At 71.3% G+C, this 24,821-nt stretch carries 17 protein-coding genes and 2 pseudogenes; 9 read left to right on the top strand and 10 right to left on the bottom strand.

Annotated elements, in window-relative coordinates:
* Positions 1–159: 159 nt before the first annotated feature.
* The 3 genes and pseudogenes from AB0G63_RS10390 to AB0G63_RS10380 form a co-directional block, all read left to right on the top strand.
* Positions 160–2,112 (top strand): alpha-L-fucosidase, encoded by a 1,953-nt coding sequence (locus AB0G63_RS10390; protein WP_360747290.1) that lies wholly within the window; start codon positions 160–162, stop codon positions 2,110–2,112.
* Positions 2,113–2,309: 197 nt separating this feature from the next.
* Positions 2,310–3,263: pseudogene (locus AB0G63_RS10385) on the top strand (arabinofuranosidase catalytic domain-containing protein); the annotation flags it as partial.
* A gap of 51 nt (positions 3,264–3,314) precedes the next feature.
* Positions 3,315–4,202, top strand: a pseudogene (locus AB0G63_RS10380) (hypothetical protein); the annotation flags it as partial.
* 74 nt (positions 4,203–4,276) lie between these two features.
* Here the strand turns inward: AB0G63_RS10380 and AB0G63_RS10375 are convergent.
* The 5 genes from AB0G63_RS10375 to AB0G63_RS10355 are packed head-to-tail and all read right to left on the bottom strand — an operon-like array spanning position 4,277 to position 8,577.
* Positions 4,277–5,146, bottom strand: coding sequence for an amidohydrolase family protein (locus AB0G63_RS10375; protein WP_360747431.1), 870 nt, complete (start codon positions 5,144–5,146; stop codon positions 4,277–4,279).
* 5 nt (positions 5,147–5,151) lie between these two features.
* On the bottom strand, positions 5,152–5,463 hold the full coding sequence (locus AB0G63_RS10370) for an L-rhamnose mutarotase (RefSeq protein WP_360747288.1): 312 nt from the start codon (positions 5,461–5,463) through the stop codon (positions 5,152–5,154).
* Positions 5,379–6,488: an aldo/keto reductase gene (locus AB0G63_RS10365; protein ID WP_360747285.1), complete on the bottom strand. Its 1,110-nt coding sequence runs from the start codon at positions 6,486–6,488 to the stop codon at positions 5,379–5,381. Before AB0G63_RS10365 ends, AB0G63_RS10370 begins: the two co-directional genes overlap by 85 nt.
* On the bottom strand, positions 6,485–7,243 hold the full coding sequence (locus AB0G63_RS10360; protein ID WP_360747282.1) for an SDR family oxidoreductase: 759 nt from the start codon (positions 7,241–7,243) through the stop codon (positions 6,485–6,487). The genes AB0G63_RS10365 and AB0G63_RS10360 overlap by 4 nt, the downstream gene beginning before the upstream one ends.
* The gene (locus AB0G63_RS10355) at positions 7,240–8,577 is read right to left on the bottom strand and encodes an L-fuconate dehydratase (RefSeq protein ID WP_360747279.1); all 1,338 of its coding nucleotides are present in this window, start codon (positions 8,575–8,577) and stop codon (positions 7,240–7,242) included. Before AB0G63_RS10355 ends, AB0G63_RS10360 begins: the two co-directional genes overlap by 4 nt.
* A 427-nt stretch (positions 8,578–9,004) precedes the next feature.
* On the opposite strand from AB0G63_RS10355, the gene AB0G63_RS10350 reads away from it, so the two are divergent.
* From AB0G63_RS10350 to AB0G63_RS10340, 3 genes are all read left to right on the top strand, one after another.
* Complete coding sequence (locus tag AB0G63_RS10350; protein ID WP_360747276.1) at positions 9,005–10,057, top strand: sugar ABC transporter substrate-binding protein; 1,053 nt, start codon at positions 9,005–9,007, stop codon at positions 10,055–10,057.
* Between the two features lie 156 nt (positions 10,058–10,213).
* Positions 10,214–11,791, top strand: coding sequence for a sugar ABC transporter ATP-binding protein (locus AB0G63_RS10345; protein WP_360747273.1), 1,578 nt, complete (start codon positions 10,214–10,216; stop codon positions 11,789–11,791).
* 2 nt (positions 11,792–11,793) lie between these two features.
* Positions 11,794–12,834, top strand: a complete 1,041-nt coding sequence (locus AB0G63_RS10340; protein ID WP_360747270.1) for an ABC transporter permease — start codon at positions 11,794–11,796, stop codon at positions 12,832–12,834.
* A 176-nt stretch (positions 12,835–13,010) separates the two neighbouring features.
* Here AB0G63_RS10340 and AB0G63_RS10335 read toward each other — a convergent pair whose 3' ends face one another.
* Together AB0G63_RS10335 and AB0G63_RS10330 are read right to left on the bottom strand one after the other, a co-directional pair.
* Positions 13,011–14,711, bottom strand: coding sequence for a carbohydrate-binding module family 20 domain-containing protein (locus AB0G63_RS10335; RefSeq protein ID WP_360747267.1), 1,701 nt, complete (start codon positions 14,709–14,711; stop codon positions 13,011–13,013).
* A gap of 756 nt (positions 14,712–15,467) precedes the next feature.
* On the bottom strand, positions 15,468–16,133 hold the full coding sequence (locus AB0G63_RS10330; RefSeq protein ID WP_360747264.1) for a TetR/AcrR family transcriptional regulator: 666 nt from the start codon (positions 16,131–16,133) through the stop codon (positions 15,468–15,470).
* A gap of 117 nt (positions 16,134–16,250) precedes the next feature.
* On the opposite strand from AB0G63_RS10330, the gene AB0G63_RS10325 reads away from it, so the two are divergent.
* Complete coding sequence (locus AB0G63_RS10325) at positions 16,251–19,175, top strand: amino acid permease (RefSeq protein WP_360747261.1); 2,925 nt, start codon at positions 16,251–16,253, stop codon at positions 19,173–19,175.
* Positions 19,168–19,995, top strand: coding sequence for an SDR family oxidoreductase (locus AB0G63_RS10320; protein ID WP_360747258.1), 828 nt, complete (start codon positions 19,168–19,170; stop codon positions 19,993–19,995). Before AB0G63_RS10325 ends, AB0G63_RS10320 begins: the two co-directional genes overlap by 8 nt.
* A gap of 339 nt (positions 19,996–20,334) precedes the next feature.
* Here the strand turns inward: AB0G63_RS10320 and AB0G63_RS10315 are convergent, their stop codons facing one another.
* Together AB0G63_RS10315 and AB0G63_RS10310 are read right to left on the bottom strand one after the other, a co-directional pair.
* Positions 20,335–22,224 (bottom strand): propionyl-CoA synthetase, encoded by a 1,890-nt coding sequence (locus AB0G63_RS10315; RefSeq protein ID WP_360747428.1) that lies wholly within the window; start codon positions 22,222–22,224, stop codon positions 20,335–20,337.
* Positions 22,225–22,319: 95 nt separating this feature from the next.
* Complete coding sequence (locus AB0G63_RS10310; RefSeq protein WP_360747255.1) at positions 22,320–22,742, bottom strand: secondary thiamine-phosphate synthase enzyme YjbQ; 423 nt, start codon at positions 22,740–22,742, stop codon at positions 22,320–22,322.
* A 99-nt stretch (positions 22,743–22,841) separates the two neighbouring features.
* Between AB0G63_RS10310 and AB0G63_RS10305 the strand changes: the two genes are divergently transcribed.
* On the top strand, positions 22,842–23,927 hold the full coding sequence (locus tag AB0G63_RS10305) for an NAD(P)-binding domain-containing protein (RefSeq protein WP_360747253.1): 1,086 nt from the start codon (positions 22,842–22,844) through the stop codon (positions 23,925–23,927).
* 39 nt (positions 23,928–23,966) lie between these two features.
* Here the strand turns inward: AB0G63_RS10305 and mltG are convergent, their stop codons facing one another.
* Positions 23,967–24,806 carry an endolytic transglycosylase MltG gene (mltG, locus tag AB0G63_RS10300; protein WP_360747250.1) on the bottom strand — a complete coding sequence of 280 codons (840 nt, stop codon included), beginning with the start codon at positions 24,804–24,806 and terminating at the stop codon, positions 23,967–23,969.
* Positions 24,807–24,821 lie beyond the last annotated feature (15 nt).

The following is a 24,821-nucleotide window of genomic DNA, read 5'->3' as shown; positions in this document are numbered from 1 at the left end:
TCGTGCGGCCGCTCCGTGGCGCCCCGGCCGCCCGGCCCTCCCCTTGCTCCGTACCGCCGGCGTCGCACGCGTCCGCACGTCGCCCGGGGCGCATCGAAGCATTCCCCACTCACCTGAGAGGTTTCCACCGTGTCTTCTTCCGGACCAAGCCGTCGCAGCATGCTCATCCTGAGCGGCCTCACCGGGGCGGCGGCGGCCGGGCTCCTGCCCGGCGGTGTCGCCAGGGCCACCAGTGGTCCGAGCAATTACACTCCCAGCTGGTCCTCCGTCGACCAGCACCCGCCCGCGCCGGAATGGTTCCAGGACGCCAAGTTCGGCATCTACTACCACTGGGGCGCCTACAGCGTCCCGGCGTACGGCAGCGAGTGGTACCCGCGCCTGATGTACAAGGCGGGCGACGGGTGCAACACCCATCACAAGGCGACGTACGGCGATCCCTCGGCATGGCCGTACCACAACTTCATCCAGGGCGCCCGGGACAAGGCCGGCAACTTCGTCCAGTTCGCTCCCAGACTGAAGTCGGCCGGCGGCAACTTCGACCCCGACGAATGGGCGCAGCTGTTCGCCGACGCCGGAGCGAAGTTCGCCGGGCCGGTCGCCGAGCACCATGACGGGTTCTCCCTGTGGAACAGCTCCGTCAACGAGTGGAACTCCGTCGCCAAGGGGCCCAAGCTCGACCTGCTGCGGCTGCACGCCGACGCCATCCGCGGAAAGGGCCTCAAGCTGTGGGTCTCCCTGCACCACGCCTACAACTTCCTGGGCTACTTCGACAGCGCGCCCGCGCAGTCGGACGCCGGCCTGAAGAAGCTCTACGGCCAGCTCGACCGGGCAGCGGAGCAGCAGCTGTGGCTCGACAAGCTCAAGGAGGTCGTCGACGGGTACCAGCCCGACATCCTCTACCAGGACTTCGACCTGAACAACATCGACGAGTCGAAGCGGCTGGACTTCCTCGCCCACTACTACAACCAGGCCGTCTCCTGGAACAAGGACGTCGTCGCCACGTACAAGGACGGCTTCAACAACCGCGGTGAGGTCTACGACTTCGAGCGGGGCGGCCCGGCCGACATCCAGACCCCCTACTGGCTGACGGACGACTCGGTCTCCAGTTCCAGCTGGTGCTACACCACCGGCATCGGCTACTACTCGCTGAAGGCCCTGCTGCACGCCCTGCTCGACCGCGTCAGCAAGAACGGCACCATGGTGCTGAACATCGCCCCGATGGCCGACGGCACCATCCCGGCGGGACAGAAGTCCATCCTCCAGGGATTCGGCGACTACCTCCGGCGCTTCGGCGAATCCGTCTACGCCACGCGAGCCTGGGTGGCCTATGGCGAGGGACCCACCAAGATGGGCGGCGGTTCCTTCACCACGCCCGTGGAGGGCAAGAACACCGACATCCGGTTCACCCGCAGCAAGGACAACACTGTCCTCTACGCCACGGTCCTCGGCTGGCCCGGCAGCACCCTGAACATCACGACGCTGACGTCGAGCCGGTTCAACCTGTCCACGCTGGCATCGGTGCAGTTGCTCGACTCGACGGCCGGCTCCTACGTCAACCTGCCCAACCGCACTCAGGACGGCTCGGGTCTGCACATCTCGATGCCGTCGGGCACCGCACCCTTCAACGCCCCGGCATACGTGGTCAAGCTGACGTTCTCGGGACAGATCCCGCCCCTGAACGCAGGTTCGCTGCCCACGGGCTGGGTGAAGATCGGCGACGTCACCAGCGGCCTGGCCCTGGACAGCGGAGGCAACGTCGCCTCCGGGTCCGTGCTGAAGCAGTGGACCTTCAGCGACGGATCCACCAACCTGCAGTGGCAGCTGGTCGACCTGGGCACCGGCTACCACCGGATCGTGAACCGCACCAACGGCATGGTGGCCGACAGCCTCGGGGACGCCACCGTCGGCGCCACCGCGAAGCAGACCGCCTGGACCGGCGGCAACAGCCAGCAGTGGAAGATCAACGGTGTCGGCAACGGCCGCTACACGATCACCAACCGGAGCACGGGAACGTGCCTCGACTCGGGCGGCAACGTCAGCTCGGGCACAGCCGTCAAGCTCTGGTCCGCCGACGGCAGCACCAACCTGCAGTGGACCATCACCGCGGTCTGACGCCGCCGGGCACCGCCATGCCCTCCCCCACAGGACATCCAGCGACAAGGAGCGAACCGATGCCGCCCTCATCCGTCCTCTCACCGCGACTCCCGTCCGCCTTGCGGCGCCCGGTGGCCGCCGCCGCCGCGTGCGTCGCGGCGGTCCTGACCCTGATGCTGGCCGCACTGACCTGGCCGGTGCCGGCGTCGGCCGCCGGGGCCGGCCCCTGCGACCTGTACGCCTCGGGCGGTACGCCCTGCATCGCGGCTCACAGCACGGTGCGCGCCCTCTACTCGTCGTACAACGGCGCCCTGTACCAGGTCCGGCGTTCCTCGGACAACGCGACCAGGGACATCGGCGTCGTGGCTGCCGGCGGGGCGGCCAACGCCGCGGCCCAGGACTCGTTCTGCGCCGGCACCACGTGTGTCATCACCTGGGTCTACGACCAGTCCGGGCACGGCAACAAGCTCGGCTACCAGGGCCCGGGCGGCGTCGGCGGGTCCGACACCGCGGCCAAGGCCACGAGCGAGTCGCTCACCGTCGCCGGGAGCAAGGCGTACTCGCTGTACATCAACCCCGGCAACAGCTACTGGCGCGACGGCCACCTGACGGGCGTGCCCACCGGCAGCGCACCCGAGGGAATGTACATGGTGACCAGCGGCACGCACGTCAACAGCGGCTGCTGCTTCGACTACGGCAACAGCGAGACCACCCGCAAGGCCGACGGCCCGGGAGCCATGGACGCGATCAACTTCAGCACGTCGTGCTGGTTCGGAGGCTGTTCGGGCTCCGGACCCTGGGTACAGGCGGACCTGGAGTGGGGCCTGTACCCCGGCGGCAGCAGCTCCTGGAACCCCAACCAGCGGGCCTTCACCAGCAAGTTCGTCACCGCGACGCTGAAGAACAACGGCACGTCACGGTTCGCGATGAAGGGGGCCAACGCCCAGTCCGGAAGCCTGGCCACGCTGTACGACGGCTCCCTGCCGGGCGGGTACAGCCCCATGAAGAAGCAGGGGGCGATCATCCTCGGCAGCGGCGGGGACTGCTGCAACGGAAACACCAACCTCAGCGCCGGCACGTTCTACGAGGGCGCCATCGTCTCCGGCTACCCCTCCGACGCCACCGAGAACGCCGTGCAGGCGAACGTCGTGGCCGCCGGCTACCGCTGACACCGACCGACCGGAGGAGTACCGATGTCAAGGTCCAGGTTATGGTCTGTCATGATCGCGACACTCCTGGCTTTCGCCATGGGAGTCACAGCCACACAGGGCGCCTTCGGTGCCGACGCGTCGCCGACGGCGGGCAACGCCGCCGCCGCGACGGCCGGCTGCGGCAAGGCTCCCTCGCTCGCCAGCGGCACGTACACGATCCAGAGCGGCGGCAAGACCCGCAGCTACATCGTCAAGGTCCCGGACAACTACGACCGCAACCACCCCTACCGGCTGGTCTTCGGGTTCCACTGGCTCGGCGGTACCGCCACCGACGTCGCCACCGGCCGCACCGTGGAGACGGGCACCTGGGCCTACTACGGACTGCAGCGGCTGGCGAACAACAGCACCATCTTCGTCGCGCCCCAGGGACTGAACAACGGCTGGGCCAACAGCGGCGGTGAGGACGTCACCCTCGTCGACAACCTCATCAGTCAGATCGAGGGAGCACTCTGCGTCGACACCACCCGGCTCTTCGCCGTGGGCTTCAGCTACGGCGCCGCCATGAGCTACTCGCTGGCGTGCTCCCGGGCGACGGTCTTCCGGGCGGTCGCGGTCCAGTCCGGCGGTCAGCTCAGCGGGTGCGCCGGCGGCACCCAGCCCATCGCCTACCTCGGCATACACGGCATCCGGGACGGCGTCCTCAACATCTCCGGGGGACGGTCGCTGCGCGACAGGTTCGTCAGGAACAACGGCTGCACCCCGCAGAACCCGCCCGAGCCGGCGCAGGGCAGCCTGACGCACCGCGTCACCTCATACTCGGGATGCTCGGCCGGGCACCCCGTCGAATGGGCCGCGTTCGACGAGGGACACATCGCCGCGCCCCAGGACGGAGCCGGCGGCGACAGCGGCTCCAGGACCTGGGTGCCGGGCGAGGTCTGGAAGTTCTTCACACAGTTCTGAAAGCCGTCACGCCGTGACAGGGCCGGTCCCGCCGCTCCCCGGCGGGACCGGCCCGCGCGCAGGACCCTCGCCTACAGCGGACCGGGCGGCAGCCCGTAGGTGCGGGCGGCGGTGCCCGCCAGGATGTCCCCCTGTTCGGCCGGGGTGAGACCGGCGATCAGGACGCGGACCGCCCCGAGGACGTCGGCGTAGCCGGCGGCGAGCCGGCACACCGGCCAGTCGGAGCCGAACATCACCCGCTCGGGACCGAAGGCGTTCAGGACGGTGTCCGCGTACGGCGCGAGATCGTCGACGGTCCAGGACGCCCAGTCGGCCTCCGTGACCATGCCGGAGAGTTTGCACACGGTGTTGGGCAGGGCCGCGAGCCGGTGCACCTCCTCTGCCCAGGGGTGGAGCCCGCCGGAGGCGATGGGGGGCTTGGCCAGGTGGTCCAGCACGAAGGTGAGGCCCGGCAGACGCCGCGCCGCCTCGACGGCCGCGGGGAGCTGGTGCGGCTTGACCAGCAGGTCGTAGACGAGTCCGGCGTCGGCGACGGCGGACAGTCCGCGCAGGACGTCGGGCCGCAGCAGCCAGCGCGGGTCGGGCTCGCCCTGCACCAGGTGGCGGATTCCCACCAGGTGTTCGCCGCCCGGCGATTCGCGCAGCGCGGCCAGGGCGTCGGCGATGTCCGGGGCGGTCAGGTCGCTCCAGCCGACGACCCCGGCGACCAGGTCGCTGCCGGCCGCCAGGACCAGGAACTCCGGGGTCTCCTCCGCGACGGCGACCGTCTGGACGAGCACGGTGGCGGTGACGCCGGCGGCACGGGCCTCGGGTTCGAGGTGGGCGAGGGTGAAGTCACGGCGCAGTGGGGCCAGTTCCGCTTCGTCGAGCCAGTCCTGGTCGCGGACGGCAAGGTCCCAGACGTGGTGGTGCGCGTCGACGACGGCCGGCTCGTCCGGCACGGTGCTCACAGCTCCCACACCACGGGAAGCGAGGCGTCGGCGCCTTCGGCGGAGTAGTCGTGGACAACCTCCAGCAGGTCGGCCATCCGGGCCTGCCAGGCGATGTTGACGGGCAGCTTCTCCAGTTCGGCGATCATCGCGGAGTAGTCCTCGGCCTCCAGGAGGTGGAAGAGGTGGGTGCCGCTGCGCCAGATGGTCCAGGCGGTGACGCCGGCCGCGCGGATGGCGGCGGTCAGTTCCGCGGGGACCTCCCGGTGGGCGGCCTCGTACTCCTCGACGCGGTCCGCGCGGACCTCGGTGTGCAGGGCGATCCGCACCTCGGCGCCTTCGGCGGCGGGGCTTGTCCGGCGGCCGGTTCGGGCGCGGGGACCGGCGTGTCGTGGTCCAGCAGACCTTCCGCGCGCAGGTCGTCCCAGACGGCGTCCGGAACGGCGCACCGCAGCAGGTCCACGGAGTCGCGCACCTCGTCGGCGGAGCGGGCGCCGGTCAGCACCGCGGCCACGGCCGGATGGCCGAAGGGGAAGCGCAGGGCGGCGGCGCGCAGCGGCACACCATGACGTTCGGTGACCGCCTTCAGCCGCAGCGCCCGGTCGAGCACGGCCTGCGGCGCGGGCGCGTAGTCGTATGCGGCGCCCGGTCTCGGGTCGGCCAGCAGACCGGAGTTGAAGACGCCGCCGATGAGGACGCCGCGGCCGCGGGCGGAGGCCGCGGGCAGCACCTCGGCAAGTCCCTCCTGTTCGAGGAGGGTGTAGCGGCCGGCCAGCAGAACGACGTCGATGTCGGTCTCGCGCAGGAACCGGGCGGGCACGGCGCACTGGTTCATGCCGATGCCGATCGCGCCGACGACGCCTTCGCCGCGCAGTCGTTCCAGGGCCGGGTACGCCTCGCGGAGGGCCTGCTCGGCGTGGTCGTCGGGGTCGTGCAGCAGCACCACGTCCACCCGGTCCAGGCCGAGCCGGCCCAGGCTGGCCTCCAGTGAGCGCAGGACGCCGTCGGCGCTGAAGTCCCAGACGCGGCGGTGGCTCGCCGGCACGGCGAAGCCGTTCGCCAGGTCGTCGCCGCCGCCGTCGTCGTCCGGGAGCAGCAGGCGTCCGACCTTCGTGGAGACGGTGTAGGCGTCCCGGGGCCGGCCGCGCAGGGCGGCGCCCAGGCGGCGTTCGGACAGGCCGAGTCCGTAGTGGGGAGCGGTGTCGAAGGCCCGGATGCCCGCGTCCCAGGCGGCCTCCAGGGTCGCGGCGGCCGCCTCGTCGGTGACGGGGCGGTAGAGGTTGCCGATGCCGGCGGCCCCGAACGCCAGCTCGCTCACCCGGACTCCGGAGCCGCCCAGCGCCGTCGTCCTCACGAGCCGGCCGCCGGACGCAGCCGGAGCCCCTGCATTCCGCCGTCCACCGCGAGGGCCGTGCCGGTGACGGACGCGGCGGCGGGGCTCGCCAGATAGACGACGGCCGCCGCCACCTCTTCCGCGGTGACCAGGCGCCCCATCGGCTGGCGCGCGTTCAGGGCGGCGCGCTCGGCCTCGGGGTCGTCGGCGGCGTCGAGCAGCCGTGCGATCCAGGGGGTGTCGGCGGTTCCGGGGTTGACGCAGTTGACGCGGATTCCCTCGCGGACGTGGTCCGCGGCCATGGCCAGGGTGAGCGCGAGGACCGCGCCCTTGCTGGCGGAGTACAGGGCGCGCTGCGGGAGCCCGGCGGTGGCAGCGATGGAGCAGGTGTTGACGATCGCCGCGTGCGGCGAGCGCCGCAGATGCGGCAGGGCGGCCCGGCTGGTGCGCACCATGCCGAGGAGGTTCACGTCCAGGACGCGGTGCCACTGCTCGTCGGGGTTGTCCTCGACGGTGCCCTGCGCGCCGATCCCGGCGTTGTTGACGAGGATGTCGAGGCCGCCGAGCCGCCCGGCCGCGTCGGCGACCGCCCCGCGCACCGCGGCGTCGTCGGTGACGTCGGCCTTCAGGGCGAGCAACGGGGCGGGCACGCTGGAGGGGTCCAGGTCGAGCACGGCCACCGCGGCGCCCTGGCCGGCGAGCATCCGGGCCGTGGCGAGACCGATGCCGGAGGCGCCACCCGTAACGATCGCCTTCAGGCCTGTCAGACCGGTCATGCGCGCTCCTCCTGCTCCGCGAGGTCGGCGGCCCAGAACGTGCCGTCCGGGTAACGGTATGCGGTGATGGATTCGGGGCGCATGGTGGCGGAGAAGCCAGGGGCGAGCGGGGCGGTGTAATGGCCTTCGCGCATGACGACCGGTGTGGTGAAGTGCTCGTGGAGGTGGTCGACGTACTCGATGACCCGGTCCTCGGTGGTGCCGGACAGCGCCAGGTAGTCGAACATGGACAGGTGCTGCACGAGTTCGCACAGGCCCACCCCGCCGGCATGCGGGCAGACCGGGACCCCGAACTTCGCGGCGAGCAGCAGGATGGCCAGGTTCTCGTTGACCCCGCCGACCCGCGCCGCGTCGATCTGGAGCACGTCGACGGCACCGGCCTGCAGCAGCTGCTTGAAGACGATGCGGTTCTGCACGTGCTCCCCGGTGGCGACCTTGACCGGCGCGACCGCCGCCCGGACCGTGGCGTGCCCGAGGACGTCGTCGGGGCTGGTGGGTTCCTCGATCCAGTACGGGTCGAATCCGGCGAGCGCGGTGGTCCATTCGACCGCCTCGGCGACGTTCCAGCGCTGGTTCGCGTCGATCGCGATGCGTACGCCGTCGCCGACGGCGGCCCGGGCGGTGCGCAGGCGCCTGATGTCGTCGTCCAGGTCGGCGCCGACCTTCAGCTTGATCTGGGTGAAGCCGTCGGCGACGGCCTGCTTGGCCAGCCGGGTGAGCTTCTCGTCCGGGTAGCCGAGCCAGCCCGGTGACGTGGTGTAGCCCGGGTAGCCGCGTTCCAGCAGGACGGATTCGCGGTCCGCCAGTCCGGCGCGGCCCTCGCGCAGCAGGGCGAGGGCCTCCTCGGGGGTGAGGGCGTCGGCGATGTAGCGGAAGTCGACCTGCGAGACCAGCCATTCCGGGTCGGCGTGGGCCAGCAGGCGCCACAACGGCTGTCCGGCCCGCTTCGCGGCGAGGTCCCAGGCGGCGTTGACGACCGCCCCGATCGCCATGTGCATCACGCCCTTCTCGGGTCCCAGCCAGCGCAGTTGGCTGTCTCCGATCAGGTCCCGGCTCAGTGTCCCGGGGTCGGCGCACAGTTCGTCCACCGAACGGCCGACGAGATGGGGGCGGAGGGCCCGGATCGCGGCGACCTGCACGTCGTTGCCGCGTCCGATGGTGAAGGTGAAGCCGTGCCCTTCGAGGCCGTCGCCGGCGTCGGTGCGCAGGACCACGTACGCGGCCGAGTAGTCGGGGTCCGGATTCATCGCGTCGGAGCCGTCCAGTTCCCGGGAGGTGGGGAAACGGACGTCGTAGGTGTCGACCGCGGTGATCCGGGGGGAGGTTGCAGTCACAGAGGTGCCTTTCGCGCAGGCGTGATGGGCTCACGGGCTGGGGGGTCCAGAGCGCGCTCGAACGCCTCACTATGGATTCATCGGAGGAATGACAGCAACGTGACTGTAGACGCCCTACGACTGCCTGGCAACGGACCCCTCGGGCGCGTGCACCCCGCGAGCCGGCCCGCGCACATCTGACGGTTCGTCATATTTGTTGTTTTCCGGGCACATCGCGCGCCAGAAACACCGGCATGGACGAACTCGCGGCCACCGGCCGCAAATCGTCGCGACGCCCCCCTTGTCAGCATCCGCAAGGCCACCGTAACGTCCTCGACATCCCGAGATACATCGGAGGAATCACGCGCCATCCGCCCGGACACCGGGCGACCCGCGTCCTGTCGGCGTCGTCCGCGGCCTCTCGTCAGGCTAAGGAGAGAACACGGTCATGAAGCTCGCTCGCACGCGCTCAACCGCCGCGGTCGCAGGAACCGTCCTGGCGGCCCTCTCTCTCGTCACCGCCTGCAACCGCAGCAGCGGCGGCGCGGCGGGCTCGGGCGGTGACAGGCCCGCCATCGGAATCGACCTGCCGCGTTCCGACACCGACTTCTGGAACTCCTACGCGCAGTACCTGAAGAAGGGCATCAAGAGCGACGGCATCAACGCGCTGCCGCTGAGCAACTCGCAGAACGACATCACCAAACTGGTCGCCAACGTCCAGGTGTTCGAGAACACGGGCGCCAAGGTGGTTGTCATGGCCCCGCAGGACACCGGTGCCATCGCCTCCACCCTCGACGCCCTCGCGGCCAAGAAGATCCCCGTGGTCAGCGTCGACACCCGGCCGGACAGCGGAGACGTCTACATGGTGGTGCGCGCCGACAACAAGGCCTACGGCATCAAGGCCTGCGAGTTCCTCGGCAAGCAGCTCGGCGGCAGGGGCAAGGTGGCCGAACTCCAGGGCGCCCTGGACTCCATCAACGGGCGGGACCGTTCCGAGGCGTTCGCCGCCTGCATGAAGGAGAAGTTCCCGGCCGTCAAGGTGTTCGAGCTGCCCACCGACTGGAAGGGCGACGTGGCCTCCGCCAAGCTGCAGAGCCTGCTCGCCCAGCACCCCGACCTCAACGGCGTCTACATGCAGGCCGGCGGTGCCTTCCTGCAGCCGACCCTGGCCCTGCTGCAGCAGAAGGGCCTGCTCAAGCCCGCCGGCAGCAAGGGCCACATCGCGATCGTCTCCAACGACGGCATCCCGCAGGAGTTCGACGCCATCCGCAAGGGCCGGATCGACGCCACCGTCTCCCAGCCCGCGGACCTCTACGCCAAGTACGCGCTGTACTACGCCCAGGCCGCGGCCGACGGCAAGACCTTCGAGCCCGGCAAGACCGACCACGACTCCGTCATCGTCAAGATCCCGGGCGGGCTGGAGGACCAGTTGCCCGCGCCGCTGGTGACCAAGGACAACGTGGACGACAAGAGCCTGTGGGGAAACACCGTCAGCCAGTGAGCCGCCGGGCGGCACGCGCGCGGAACAGCCGGGCGCGCCTGTCGCCTCCGCCCCACCCGCGCCGCCCCCGCGTCCAGGGCCTCGGGGCCTCCAGACCCGCTCCGGCCCGGCCGCCGGACAGGCCCCGGTCACTCCACCTGAAGGAGGGTATCCACCATGGCGGACACCGCGACCGTCCCCGTGTACGGCGACGGGCCCCCCGTCCCGGTGGCCGAGGCCGCCGGAATCAGCAAGCGGTTCGGCGCCACCGTCGCCCTGCGGGACGCACGCATCACCGTCACCGCCGGTGAGGCACACGCGCTGGTCGGCCGCAACGGCGCCGGCAAGTCGACGCTCGTGTCGGTCCTCACGGGGCTGCAGCAGCCCGACACCGGCACCCTGCGCTTCTCCGGCGAACCGGCGCCCGGTTTCGGGGACATCGCCGCCTGGCGCTCCCGGGTCGCCTGTGTCTACCAGCGGTCCACCATCATCCAGGACCTCACCGTCGCCGAGAACCTCTTCCTCAACCGGCAGAGCGACCGCGCGCTGCGCCCCATCCGCTGGAAGGCTCTCAGGCGCCGGGCCGAGGAACTGCTCGGCGAGTACGGCGTGGATGTAGAGCCCACCGCACGGGCCGGAGATCTCTCCGTCGAGCAGCGGCAGTTCGTCGAGATCGCCCGGGCGCTGTCGTTCGGCGCGCGCTTCATCATCCTCGACGAGCCGACCGCGAAGCTGGACGCGCGGGGCATCGGAAGGCTCTTCGAGAAGCTCCGCGACCTGCGGAGCCAGGGCGTCGCATTCCTCTTCATCTCGCACCACCTGCGAGAGGTGTACGACCTCTGCGGCACGGTCACCGTCTACCGCGACGCCGCCCACATCCTCACCGCGCCCGTGGCCGACCTGGGCCACCAGGCGCTCGTGGAGGCCATGACCGGTGAGTCAGCGGCCACCGGAGTCTTCGCCGGAACCGGTCCCGCGGCGAGACGGGCCGACGCCGGGGAGTTGCTGACGGTCGACGGCCTGACGCTGGAGGGCGTCTGCCGCGGCCTCTCGCTGTCCGTCGGCGCGGGCGAGGTCGTCGGGCTCGCCGGCGCGACGGCGAGCGGCAACGTCCGGGTCGGCGAGGCCATCGCCGGTCTGCACCGCGCCGCGGCCGGCACGATCTCGGTCGCCGGACGGTCCGTCCGCACCGGCAGCATTCCGTCCGCGCTCGCCGCGGGGGTCGGTCTGGTCCCCGAGGACCGGCATCTGCAGGGCCTGGTCAACGGCCGCAGCGTGGCGGAGAACGCCACCTTGACGGTCACCGGCCAACTGGGCCCCTACGGCACGGTCCTGCCCGCCCGCACCCGCTCGTTCGCCCAGCGGATGATCCGTGACCTGGGCATCAAGACGCCGAGCGCGGCCACCCCGGTGTCGGCGCTCTCGGGCGGCAACCAGCAGAAGGTCGTGGTCGCCCGGGCCCTGGCCACCGACCCGCACGTACTGGTGGCCATCCGCCCCACCAACGGAGTGGACGTCAGGTCCAAGGAGTTCCTCCTGAACCGGATCCGGCAGGTGGCGGACGGCGGCAAGGCCGCGCTGATCGTCTCCGACGAACTGGACGACCTCAGGGCGTGCGACCGGGTCGTCGTCATGTTCCACGGCCGGACGGTCGCCGAGTTCGAGCACGGCTGGAGGGACGAGGAACTGGTCGCCGCCATGGAGGGCGTGGCCGGCGGGCACGGAGCATCCGACACCGAAGAGCACGAAGGGTAGTCATGTCCGCCACCACAGATGTCACCGACTCCACGGCGAACACCGCACAGGCCGTCGCCGGGGACACCCGGCGCGGGCTCCGCCTCGGCCGCTTCCGTGAACTGTCCCTGATCCCGGCCATCTTCGTGCTGACGGTGATCGGTTTCATCGTCTCGCCGGCCTTCCTGACCGCCGACAACCTGATCGGGGTCGCCCAGCAGTCCACGGAGCTGAGCCTGCTGGTCCTCGCCACCGCGCTGATCCTCATCTCCGGGCGGATGGACCTCTCCCTGGAGTCCACCATCGGCGTGGCGCCGGTCATCGCGGTCTGGCTGGTGCTGCCGGCCCATGGCGGCCGGTTCGACGGGCTCGGACTGCTGCCCGAGTGGACTGCCGTACCGCTCTGCCTGCTGGTCGGCGTCGTGATCGGCGCGGTGAACGGCTTCCTGATCCTGAAGCTGCGCCTCAACGGCTTCATCGTCACCCTCGGCATGCTGACCATGCTGCGCGGCCTTCAGGTGGCCCTCTCCCAGGGCCAGTCCATCGTCGCACTGCCCTCCTCCTTCACCTACCTGGGCAGAGCGTCCTGGCTGGGTGCGCCGGCCGCGATCTGGATCTGTGCGGTGCTGTTCGCCCTCGGCGGCAGTGCGCTGGCCTGGCTGCGCCACGGCCGGGCGCTGTACGCGATCGGCGGCAACACGGAAGCGGCTCGCACGGCCGGCATCGAGGTCGACCGGATCGTGTGGGCGGTGCTGGTCCTCGGCAGCCTGCTGGCCGCGTTCGCCGGTGTCCTGTACAGCGGCCACTACGGCTCCATCTCCGCCACCCAGGGCAGCGGCTGGATCTTCCAGGTCTTCGCCGCGACCGTGATCGGCGGGGTCAGCCTCAACGGCGGCAAGGGGTCCGTCTTCGGCGCGCTCACCGGCGTACTGACGCTCCAGCTCGTCGTCAACGTCATGACGCTGGCGGGCGTGCCCCCGCTGTGGAACCAGTTCCTCAACGGGGCGATCATCATCGTCGCCCTGGTCATCTCGCGGTTCGCCTCCGGCGAGAAGCAGGAGTGACCAGCGGGCTTGGGAGGCGGGCTTGGGGGGCACGCTCGTGGTGCTGACGGACGAGGCGCTGAAGCGACGGGGCGAACCTGCGGAGAAGCCGGACCGCCCGGCCGCGGTGAGGCGGCCGGACGGTCCGGTGCAGGTGCCGGGGCGGTCCGGTGCGGGTGTGCCGGGGGAAGCGGCGGTCAGCCGCGCCAGGTGTCGTTCAGCGTGATCACGCCGCTGGACGGGACCGTGGCCGTGCGGTTGGAGCCGCTCTCCCAGGTGACCGCGCCGTTCGCGTCCTTGCGGATGTACTTGTACTCGAAGGACGTTCCCGCGGGCATCGACACGTCGAGCTTCCAGACGGGGTAGCTCGCCGGGTCCAGCTTGAGGGCGGCGGAGGTGTTCCAGTTGCCGAGGGCCGAGGTGTTGCCGACGACGTAGATGTTCTCGCCCCACTGGGTGGTGGCGTTGACGTTGAAGGAGGCGCCGGCGGTGGGCGCCGGGTCGGGCGGGGTGGTGGTGTCGCAGTTCTTCGCCCCCACGTGCAGGGCGAGCGCGGTGTTGGCGCCCAGCGTCGCGGTGAACTGCCCGGAGGAGTTGACCGTGACGCCCTTGCCGCTCTGCACGTCGCAGTAGCTGCCGGAGGGCAGGGAGGTCTGGAAGGTACGGCTCAGCGTGGCGCCTTCGTGGTTGATGACGACGTACGCCTTGTCGCCGCGGCCGAAGGCGATCTGGTTGTTGCCGTTGTCCCACCAGTTGGTCACCGCCGTGCCGGCGGCCGTGTTGCGGAACTTGACCATGCTCGCGATCTCGCGCCAGGCGTGCTGGCACTTCCAGCCGTCGGTGTAGCAGGCGTTCACCTGGCCGTTGTTCGGCCCGCCGGCGTCGGTGTTGCTGAACTCGTAGCCGGAGTGCACGTCGGGCGAGCCGTAGGGCCAGGCCAGCATGAACACGTGGGCCAGGGTGTAGTTGGCGCCGTCCTTGTAGGTGAGGGTGCCGCCGTTGCGTTCGGTGTCGTGGTTGGTGACGAAGACGGACGCCTTGCCGCTGGGGACGTAGCCCCAGGCCTCGCCGAAGTTCTTCAGCTCGGCGAGCTTCTCGTTGTTGAAGACCCGCTTCAGGTCGTAGCCGTAGTGGAACTCCTGGACGTCGCCGGTGTTGTAGTACTCGGACGGCTGGACCGCCTCGCCGGAGGCGCCGATGGTCTCCTGCTTCCAGTACACGCCCGGGTTGCTCAGGCGGGACTTGATGTTGGCGAGGTCGTCCTCGGCGATGTGCTTGGCGGCGTCGATGCGGAAGCCGTCGACGCCGAGGGAGAGCAGGTCGTTCAGGTAGCCGGCGATGGTCTTGCGGACGTACTCCTCACCGGTGTCGAGGTCGGGCAGGCCCACCAGTTCGCAGTGCTGGACGTTCCAGCGGTCGGCGTAGTTGGTGATGTTGGCCGTGCAGTCGTCCATGTCGGCGGCGGAGTACGTGCCGGGGTAGTCGTACTTGGTGAAGGACGACCCGGCGGTGCCGGTGCCTGAGGCGTTCGCCATGTGGTTGATCACGCTGTCGACGACCACCTTGACGCCCGCCGCATGGCAGGTGTCGACCATGTTCTTGAAGGCCGAGCGGTCGCCGAGCTTGGTGCCGATCTTGTAGCTGACCGGCTGGTAGGCCGTCCACCAGGTGCTGCCCTGGATGTGCTCGTTGGGCGGGGAGACCTGGACGTACCCGTACCCGTCGGGGCCCAGCTCGTCCGTGCAGGCCTTCGCGACGGACGCGAAGTTCCATTCGAACATCACCGCGGTGACGTCCTTGCCGCCGGGCGCGCTTGCCTGCGCCGGCGTCGGTGCCGTGACGGCCACAGCGGCTCCCGCCACCAGGGCGAGTGCAGCGGCCACGGTCTTTCTGGCCATGTTTTCTCCAGTTCCGGAGGGGGTGATACCGGAGGCGGCCTCGTGTGACAACGCGCCGTGCCAGGGAAGGCCTCGTCGATGGTTCTTGCTGCAAGAAATTTCGTCGAGACCGTAAGCCGCGGGTTACCGGAGGTCAACCCTTCTCACAGAAAACGGAGTTGACCAGGCAACAGTGGAACGCGGTGCGTGAAAGCTCTTTCGCAAGGATTGCATCGGTGTTACCTTCAACCGACTCCGGCCCCGGCCGCGGGGTGCGCGCATGCCGCGGCCCCGACGCGCCCGGCCGCCGGGCCGGAGCTCCGACCACGGACATGAACCCGGCTCACCGCTCCGGAACCGGGCAGGCCCTGCCGGGGATCCCCGGGCCGGTCGAGGTCGACACCGTGTCCGAGGCCGGCGGCCGACGACAGCCGGGAACGGGCGCGGGCCCGGCCGATCGCCTGCGCGTGGCCGACCGCCTGCGCACGCCGGACCGCCCGTGCGTGGCCGACCGCCCGCGCGTGGCCGACCGCCCGTGCGTGGCCGTCCGGCAGTAGTCGGCGACGGCGTTCAGCCGACGGGCGTCAGGTGGCCGGTGGCACACGCGGCACGACGCGCCCGTTCAGCGGCGCACGGAGGCCGGGCCCACCGGGTGCCCTGCCCCGGAGCACGGCCCGGACCGGCCGCCGCGGGCCCGCGGGCCCGCGGGCCCGCGGGCCCGCGCCTTCCTCGCCCGGCGCGGCGCCGACGTGACTCGGCGACCGGCCGTTCCTGCCGTCAGGCTCCGGCGTCCGCCTGCGCGGCGACGCCGCGGCCGGCTTCCTTCGCCTGGAGAACCGCGTCGGCGAGCAGGTCGAGGACCTGCTCGGGCCGCGTGCCCTCGGGATCGGCGAGCCAGGCCAGGGCGAGGCCGTCGAAGGTGACGGCCACGAGCTGGGCGAGCGCGGCGGCCCGCCCGGGTTCGACGTCCACGAGCAGGGGCGCGAGGGTGTGCGCCGCCAGGTCCCGGTAGCTGCGGTACTGGCGCCTGGCCAGTTCGCGCATGGACGGGTTCCGCAGCGCGAGCGCGGTGAGTTCGTAGTACCCGAGCTGGGTGCCGGGGTCGTCGCCGGACACCTCGGCCCACGCGGCGCGCAGGCCCGCCCGCAGGTCGTCGGGCGTCACGACGCCGTCCAGCCGGTCACCCGCGGCGACCGACTTCCGCAGGCGCTCGACGATGGCGAGGACCACGTCCTGGAGCAGTTCGTTCTTGTCGGTGAACCAGTAGTGGACGGTGCCCTGCGGAACGCCGGCCTCTTCGGCGATCTTGCGGGTCGTGGCCGCGGCGACGCCCTCCCGGCCGATGACCCGGATGGCCGCCGTGACGAGTTCCTCGCTCGTGGCGCGCTGCGCGCGACGGCGTCTGCTCGGCGACTGCCCGGACTCGACGGGTTCGGCATCCATGGGCCTCAGTCTCGCACGGCGTCTCGGTTTGGTCACGTGACCAAGATATCTGGTCAGCCGACCAAACGCCGCGTACGCTCACGCCCAACCTCGCCGAGCACAGCAAGAGGAGGCACCGTGAGAACCGATCAGCAAGGCGAACGTTCCGCGCCCAGCACAGGCGCGCCCGAAGCGGGCAAGGGCCGAGCGCGCCGCGTACTGTCCACCCGCCGGGTGGTCTTCCTTGTCATCGCCGCCGCGGCCCCCATGGCCGCCATTTCCGGCAACGCACCCCTCGCACTCGTCCGTGGCAACGGCATATCGCTGCCCGCCGCGTACATCCTGGCGGCCGCGGTCCTGCTGTGCTTCGCCGTCGGATACTCGGCGATGAGCAGGCGTGTCGTGAACGACGGCGCGTTCTACGTCTTCGTCGCCCGCGGCCTCGGCAAGCAGGCCGGCGTCGCCACCGCGTACATCGCCGCCCTGGGCTACCTCTCGCTCGCGGTCGGGATGGCCGCGGTGTTCGGGTACTTCACCTCCCTGGTCTTCGCCCAGTCCGGCGTCGACGTCCCGTGGGGCGTGTTCACCGCGGCCGGGGTGGTGGTCGTGGCCGCGTTCGGGCACCGCAGCGCGGACGTCTCGGCGCGCTTCCTCGGCATCCTCATGGCCCTCGAGTTCGCCGTCCTGCTCGTCCTCGACGTCCTCGTCGTCGGGCACCAGGGCGGCGCCGCGTTCCCGGCCGAGTCCTTCTCGGCGGGCCAGCTGTTCGGCGGCTCGCTCGGCATCGCGCTGATGTTCGCCTTCACGAGCTTCGTGGGCTTCGAGTCGGCGGCCCTGTACGGGGAGGAGACCGGAGACCCGGCGCGCAGCATCCCGCGCGCGCTGTACATCTCGGTGACCTCGATCGCCGTCTTCTACGTGCTCACCGCGTGGATCGTGATCGGCGGCGCCGGCGGCACCGCGGCGCCGGCGCGGGCCCGCAAGGATCTGGGCAACCTGGTCTTCACCCTCGCCCAGCAGTACGGCGGGACCGTGCTGCTCGACGCCTGCGCGGTGCTGCTGTGCATGAGCGTCCTCGCCTCCTGGATCGCGCTGCACAACGCCGCGAGCCGCTACCTGTTCGCGCTCGGCTGGGAGCAGGTCGCGCCGCGGGCCCTCGGCCGCTACCACCCGGTGCACCAGAGCCCGCACATCGGCAGCACCGTCGTCACCGCCGTCACGGTCGGCGTCGTCGGCGTGATGGGTCTGGCGGGCGCGGACCCCTACGAGACGATCGCCGCGGCGGTCGTCGGCCTGGGCACGCTGTCGATCGTCCTCGTCCAGGCCTGCACGGCGCTGGCGGTCGCGCTGTTCTTCCGCGGCCGCGGCGACCGGCGGCCGTTCTCCGGCGTCGTGGCGCCGGTGGTCGGCGCGCTCGGACTCGGGACGGCGTTCGTCCTGGCCTCCACCAACTACGAGACCCTGACCGGCTCGGACAACGTGATCGTCAACGCCGTTCCGCTGCTGATCGTCGTCACGGCCGCCGCCGGTGTCGTCGCCGCGCTGCGACTGCGCTCCCGGCGCCCGCTCGCCTACACCCAACTGGCCGGCACCAGGAACCGGCACCGCCCCGACCGGCGCACCCCGGACGAGCGGCCGGCGTACACCCGGCGCTACTGCGTCGTCGGCGCCGGACCGTCCGGGATGATCATGGCGCGCAACCTGCTGCGCGAAGGCGTGCCGTTCGACTGGTACGAGCGCAATCCGGACTTCGGCGGGATCTGGGACCCGGACTTCGCCGGCAGCCCGATGTACGACAGCTGCCACTTCATCAGCTCCAAGTACACCAGCGGCTTCTACGGCGCGCCCATGCCCGCGCACTTCCCGGACTACCCGCGCTGGCGGGAGATCCGCGACTACATCAGGGACTTCGGCCGCCAGTACGACCTCCACCGGCACGTCCGCTTCAGCACCGAGGTCACGTCCGCCGAGCCGATCGCCGACGACCGGTGGCGGGTCACGCTCTCCGACGGCACGGTCCGCGAGTACGACGGGCTCATCTGCTGCCCCGGCGTCACCTGGCACCCCAACGAGGTCGCCCTGCCCGGACAGGAGGTCTTCCGCGGCACGATCAGGCACTCGGTCACCTTCCGGGACGGCCTGGAGTTCCGCGGCAAGCGGGTGCTCATCGTGGGCGCGGGCAACTCCGGCGTCGACATCGCCTGCGACGCCGCACGGCACGCGGAGACGGCGTACCTGTCGGTGCGGCGTGGTTACCGGTTCGTGCCCAAGCACGTCGCCGGTCTGCCGACCGACGCCCTGCTCACCGGGAAGCTCGACCCGCCGAAGGGTGTCGTGCTCTCCAGCGACGTCAACGCGATGCTCGACTCGCTCGTCGGCGACCTGACCCGCTTCGGACTCCCGGCGCCGGACCACGACGCGCTGAGCAGCCACCCCATCATGAACACCCAGGTGCTGCACCACCTCGCGCACGGCGACCTGGTCGCCAAGCCGGACATCGCGCGCCTGACCGAGACCGGCGTGGTGTTCGCCGACGGCAGCGAGGCCGAGGTCGACGAGATCCTCCTCGCGACCGGCTACGAGTACCGGATGCCGTTCCTCGACCAGGGACTGCTGGAGTGGAAGCACGGCCACCCGCAGCTGTACCTCAACGTCTTCTCGCGGGAGCTGGACTCCCTGTACGTGCTGGGCTTCGTCGAGTTCGCGGACGCCGCGTACAAGCGGTTCGACGAGATGGCCCAGCTCATCATGATCGACATCAACGCGCGGGAGACCGGCGTCCGCAAGGACGAGCTGACCGAGCTCAAGCGCACCGACACCCCGGACCTGCGCGGTGGCGTCAAGTACGTCGACAGCCCGCGGCACACCAACTACGTCGAGCGCTCGACGTACATGGCCTACCTCGCGCAGTTCCGCGACCGGTTCGGCTGGCACGACGTCGACGACCGCACCTACGACGGCCTGCGCGCCGACGCGCCGGCCGGTACCTCCTCGACCTCCTCGACATCCCCGACCTCCTCGAACCGCACATCCGAACCGCCGAAGGAGCCCACCCATGTCTGACCGTCCGTTCCTCGCGCTCGTCACCGGCGCGGCCGGCGGGATCGGCGAGGCCGTCTGCGCCCGGCTCGCCGCACAGGGCGGCACCCTGCTGTGCGTCGAGCGCGACGAGACACTCGCTGGGAAAGCGGCCCTCGCGGCCGGAGCGGACGCCGTCCCCGTCGCCTGCGACCTGTCCGACCGGGACGCGGTGGCGGCGCTGTGCGCACGGATCGAGGAGGACTGGGCCGACCGGCTGGAACTGGTCTTCCTGAACGCCGGCGTGATCGTTCCCGGGGACGTCGTGGACTCCTCGGCCGCCCGGCTCCGCCTCCAGCTCGACGTCATGCTCGGGTCCGTCACGGAGGTCGCGGCGTCCGCGGCCCGCGTCATGAAGGCGCGCGGCCGGGGGCACATCGTCGCCACGGTGTCGACGGGCGGCATTCTCGCGCTCCCCGGCTCGGCGGCGTACTCGGCCGCCAAGGCGGGGCTGCGCGCCTATCTCGCGGCGCTGAGCGCCGAACTGCGCGGGAGCGGGGTCGCGGTCAGCGGAATCTACCCGAGCGCCGTCGACACCCCGATGCTGCTCCACGAGGCGACACACGACGGCAGCCTGCTCAACTTCCTGGGCAAGGTGAGCACGGCCGACGACGTCGCGCGGGTCTTCGAGCGTGCGCTGCGCCGGCGCCGCCTCGAGCACTACCTTCCGTACAGCGACTCGGTCCTGTGCCGGATCCTCGAGTCGTTCCCGTGGGTGGTGCCGCACCTGCTGGGCCCGGCGGAGGCGATCGGCCGGCGGGGGCGCGCGAAGTACCTGGCGCGCAAGGGGATCCCACAAGGCTGAGACCGTCGCCCGTGGAGGCCGGCACACCCGGCCGCCGCGGGCGACGGGCCCGTGTGAGCATGAGAACCGCCCGCCGTACGAGGTCTGTGACGGCAGCAACCCCGGCGAACGCCGCGACGGCCGCGCCTGGCCCTGGTCATCGAGAGCGGCGGCATGCGCGGGACCGTCTCCGGTCGAGCACCTGTACCGCGAGGTGGCCCGCATGGACTTCGAGTCCATGCGGACCGACCCGGTGGGGTACCTCCCTGGGCCAGGGCGGTGCGGCAGGGGATCGACTCGGCGCGCCCGGCGTCGTAGAAGCCCCGCCCGCCCAGTCCCGCCCCGCGCGCGATGTCCCGCTCAGCCCGGCTGGCCGGTGCGGCGCAGGACCGGGCGGAGCGTCTCGATGACGCTCGGGTCGTCCACCGTGGAGGGGATGGGTTCCTCCTGTCCGTCGGCGATGCCTCGCATCGTCTTGCGCAGGATCTTGCCCGAGCGGGTCTTGGGCAGCGCGGGCACGACGGCGACGTCCTTGAGGGAGGCGACGGCGCCGATCCGCTCGCGCACCAGCTGGACGAGTTCGGCCTCGACCTCCTCGGGATCACGGTCGCTGCCCGCCTTCAGCACGACGAAGCCGCGCGGCACCTGTCCCTTGAGGGCGTCGGCGACGCCGATGACGCAGCACTCGGCGACGTCGGGGTGGGAGGCCAGGGCCTCCTCCATGCTGCCGGTGGACAGCCGGTGCCCGGCGACGTTGATGACGTCGTCGGTGCGGCCCATGACGAAGACGTAGCCGTCCTCGTCGATGTGGCCGCTGTCGCCGGTGAGGTAGTAGCCGTCGAAGGCGGAGAGGTAGGAGGCGACGTAGCGCGCGTCGTCGTTCCAGAGGGTGGGCAGGGCGCCGGGCGGCAGCGGGAGCCTGACGACGATCGCGCCGTCGACGCCCGCCGGGAGCGGCTGCCCCGAGGGGCCGACGACGCGGACGTCCCAGCCCGGCAGCGGGAAGGTGGGCGAGCCGGGTTTGACGGGGGCTGCCTCGATGCCGACCGGGTTGGCGACGATGGGCCAGCCGGTCTCCGTCTGCCACCAGTTGTCGATCACCGGGATGTCCAGCAGTTCGCTCGCCCAGCGGTAGGTCTCGGGGTCGAGGCGCTCACCGGCGAGGAACAGGTAGCGCAGGTGGGAGAGGTCGTACTGCGCGGCGAGGGCGCCCTCCGGGTCCTGCTTGCGGATGGCGCGGAAGGCGGTCGGCGCCGTGAACATGGACTTGACGCGGTACTCGGCGGCCACCCGCCAGAACTGGCCCGCGTCCGGCGTACCGACCGGCTTGCCCTCGTACAGGATCGTGGTCGCGCCCGCCAGCAGCGGCGCATAGACGATGTACGAGTGCCCGACCACCCAGCCCACGTCGGAGGCGGTGAACATGGTCTCGCCCGGGCCCACGTCGTACACGGCGTCCATCGACCAGCGCAGCGCGACGGCGTAGCCGCCGCAGTCGCGGACGACTCCCTTGGGCTTCCCGGTCGTTCCGGAGGTGTAGAGGATGTAGAGCGGGTCGGTCGCGGCCACGGGGACGCAGCCGGCCGGCTCGACGTCGGCGACCGCATCGTTCCAGTCGAGGTCGTCCGGCCCCAGCTCGGCCTCCGCCTGCGGGCGTTGCAGGACGACGCACTTCTCCGGCTTGTGGGCGGCGAGTTCGATCGCCCGGTCCAGCAGCGGCTTGTAGGGAATGACGCGCTTGCCCTCGATGCCGCAGGAGGCGGAGACGACCACCTTGGGGGTGGCGTCGTCGATGCGGACCGCGAGCTCGGGCGGGGCGAAACCGCCGAAGACGACCGAGTGGACGGCGCCGATACGGGCGCAGGCCAGCATCGCCACGGCCGCCTCGGGGACCATCGGCATGTAGATCACCACCCGGTCGCCGGGTCCCACGCCGAGCTGCGTGAGCGCTCCGGCGAAGGCCGCCACCTCGTCCCGGAGGCCGGCGTAGGTGTAGGTGCGGCGGGTGCCGGTGACCGGGGAGTCGTGGACGAGCGCGGGCTGCTCGCCGCGGCCGGCCTCGACGTGCCGGTCGAGCGCGTTGAAGCAGACGTTCAGCCGCCCGTCCGGGAACCAGCGGTGGAAGGGGGCACCGGTGGAGTCCAGGGCCCGCGACGGGAACACCTCCCAGTCGATGCCCTGCGCCGCCTTCAGCCAGAAGGTCTCCGGGGCTTCGAGGCTGGCGCGGAAGACATCTTCGTACGTTCCCATCACGCTCTCCTTGACCGGACTCGTATGGGTCACCTCCATGATCTCGCGGTCGGCCGGTGTTCGGGAGGCCAGGTCGCCGTCGGGGGCCGGATTCTTCACGCCAGGAAGCTCAAGCGCACCTTTCGATCGGGATTGTCCCGGTTCGTGTCGACCAGGCACACCGACTGCCAGGTGCCCAGTTCCAGCCGGCCGCCCAGCACCGGCAGCGTGGCGTGCGGCGGCACGAACGCCGGCAGGACGTGGTCGCGGCCGTGGCCGGGGCTGCCGTGCCGGTGCTGCCACCGGTCGTCGGCGGGCAGCAGGGTGTGCAGGGCGGCGAGGAGGTCGTCGTCGCTGCCGGACCCGGTCTCGATGATCGCGATGCCGGCGGTGGCGTGGGGGACGAAGACGTTCAGCAGGCCGTCACGGCCGGCCGCCGCCTCCCGCAGGAAGGCTTCGCAGTCGCGCGTGAGGTCCACGACCCGCTCGCGGGAGCCGGAGGCCACGTTCAGGACTCGGGTGGTGAAGGCATCTGACATGCCCCCATCCTGGCCCATGCTCCGGGTGTTCCACCTGTCCGGCGCCCACGGGTGCCGAGCGGCGGGAAGACCCGTGACCCGAGCATGGTTGGTGGAAACGTGAACAACGTGCGCGAGGTCGAGGTCGTCGTCATAGGCGCCGGTCAGGCCGGCCTGTCCGGCGCCTACCACCTGCGTCGTACCGGTTTCGAGCCGGAGCGCGACTTCGTGGTGCTGGACCACTCCCCCGGTCCGGGCGGCGCCTGGCGGCTCCGGTGGCCGTCGCTGACGTACGGCAAGGTGCACGGAATGCACTCGCTGCCGGGGATGGAGCTGACGGACGCCGATCCCGCGCGGCCGTCCTCCGAGGTGATCGCCGAGTACTTCGCCGCGTACGAGCGCGCCTTCGGCCTGCCCGTGCGGCGGCCGGTCGACGTGCGTGCCGTGCGGGAGGGCGCGGGCGGCCGGCTGCTCGTCGAGACCTCGGCCGGCGCCTGGTCGACGCGGGCGCTGATCAACGCGACCGGCACCTGGGAGCGGCCGTTCTGGCCGCGTTACCCCGGTCAGGAGACCTTCCTCGGACGGCAGTTGCACACGGCGCAGTACCCCGGGCCCGAGGAGTTCGCCGGGCAGCGGGTGGTCGTGGTGGGCGGCGGCGCGTCCGGCACCCAGCACCTGATGGAGATCGCCCCGTACGCGGCCGCCACCACCTGGGTGACCCGCCGGCCGCCGGTCTTCCGCGAGGGTCCCTTCACCGAGGACGTGGGCCGGGCGGCCGTCGCGCTGGTGGAGGAGCGGGTCCGGCAGGGGCTGCCGCCGCGGAGCGTGGTGTCGGTGACCGGGCTGGCCCTGAACGACGCGGTACGGCAGGCGATCGCGGACGGGGTGCTCGACCGGCAGCCGATGTTCGACCGGATCACACCGGACGGGGTGGAGTGGAAGGACGGGCGGCACGTCGCCGCCGACGTCATCCTGTGGGCCACCGGGTTCCGGGCGGCGATCGACCATCTGGCGCCGCTGCGGCTGCGTGAACCGGGCGGTGGTATCCGGATGGAGGGGACGCGCGCGGTCGCCGATCCCCGCGTCCACCTGGTCGGCTACGGGCCGTCGGCCAGCACCGTCGGGGCCAACCGGGCCGGCCGGGCCGCCGTCCGTGACATCAGGCGCCTGCTCGCCGGGGAGCCGGAGCCGGCCGTCGCCGCGTGACGCCCCGCGGCGGCACTGCCGAGGCGGACGGCCTCCCGGTCATCGCGCCGGCTTTCCGCCACGGCGGCGGGCGTCGGACTCGGCGACGTTGCGCCGGTGCTCGGCGTAGCTGGCGGTGAAGCGGGTGTCGCCGGGCTTGACGGTGACGAAGTACAGCCAGTCGCCCGGCGTCGGACTGATCGCCGCGCGCATGGCGTCCACCCCCGGGTTGTCGATGGGCGTGGGCGGCAGACCCATGCGCTGGTACGAGTTGTAGGGGCTGTCGATCCGGGTGTCGTTCTCGGTCGTCCGCTCCTTCCCGCGGTTGAGCGCGTAGTTGACGGTGGAGTCCATCTGCAGCGGCATGCCGCGCTCCAGCCGGTTGAAGACGACCCGCGCCACCTTGCCCATGTCGGCCTTGGTGGCGGCCTCGGCCTGGACGAGGCTGGCGATGGTGACCGCCTGGTAGACGTTCATCGCGTTGCGCTGCGCGCCGGCGGCGATCGGGGCGCCGTTGAACTTCCTTCCGGCGTTCTCGGTCATGGCCGACAGCAGGGACTCCGGAGTCGCCTTCTCGGGCAGTGGATACGTCGCCGGGAAGAGATACCCCTCGGGGTTGCCCCGGGCGTCGTTCGGCAGCTTCAGGTTCGCCTTCGGGAGCGACTTCCGCGTGCTGCCCGGGGGCAGGGCGAGGGCCTTGTCGACGGCCGCGTAGATCTGGCTCGCCCGCCAGCCTTCCGGGATCACCAGCGAGGTGGGCCGGGTGTCGCCGTTCCCCTCCCGGGTCAGCAGCGGCACCGCCACGGCGGTGCCGGCCACGACGGCTCCGGTCGCGATGAGGACGAGCCGGCCCCGGCGCGTCAGTCGGATCGTGTTCCGAGGCGGATTGTTCGTCTGCATGCGGGCACGTTAACC

Origin of the sequence: Streptomyces sp. NPDC020996, assembly GCF_040641355.1 — a bacterium.
Classification (GTDB): Bacteria; Actinomycetota; Actinomycetes; order Streptomycetales; family Streptomycetaceae; genus Streptomyces.
This window is presented reverse-complemented; position numbering and strand designations above follow the sequence as displayed.

Bases quoted from the DNA above. Each gene is read 5' to 3' on its own strand.
- AB0G63_RS10340 (WP_360747270.1), top strand. From the start codon at position 11,794: ATGTCCGCCACCACAGATGTCACCGACTCCACGGCGAACACCGCACAG.
- AB0G63_RS10390 (WP_360747290.1), top strand. From the start codon at position 160: ATGCTCATCCTGAGCGGCCTCACCGGGGCGGCGGCGGCCGGGCTCCTG.
- mltG (WP_360747250.1), bottom strand. From the start codon at position 24,806: ATGCAGACGAACAATCCGCCTCGGAACACGATCCGACTGACGCGCCGG.
- AB0G63_RS10335 (WP_360747267.1), bottom strand. From the start codon at position 14,711: ATGGCCAGAAAGACCGTGGCCGCTGCACTCGCCCTGGTGGCGGGAGCC.
- AB0G63_RS10330 (WP_360747264.1), bottom strand. From the start codon at position 16,133: ATGGATGCCGAACCCGTCGAGTCCGGGCAGTCGCCGAGCAGACGCCGT.
- AB0G63_RS10320 (WP_360747258.1), top strand. From the start codon at position 19,168: ATGTCTGACCGTCCGTTCCTCGCGCTCGTCACCGGCGCGGCCGGCGGG.
- AB0G63_RS10350 (WP_360747276.1), top strand. From the start codon at position 9,005: ATGAAGCTCGCTCGCACGCGCTCAACCGCCGCGGTCGCAGGAACCGTC.
- AB0G63_RS10345 (WP_360747273.1), top strand. From the start codon at position 10,214: ATGGCGGACACCGCGACCGTCCCCGTGTACGGCGACGGGCCCCCCGTC.
- AB0G63_RS10315 (WP_360747428.1), bottom strand. From the start codon at position 22,224: ATGGGAACGTACGAAGATGTCTTCCGCGCCAGCCTCGAAGCCCCGGAG.
- AB0G63_RS10310 (WP_360747255.1), bottom strand. From the start codon at position 22,742: ATGTCAGATGCCTTCACCACCCGAGTCCTGAACGTGGCCTCCGGCTCC.
- AB0G63_RS10360 (WP_360747282.1), bottom strand. From the start codon at position 7,243: ATGACCGGTCTGACAGGCCTGAAGGCGATCGTTACGGGTGGCGCCTCC.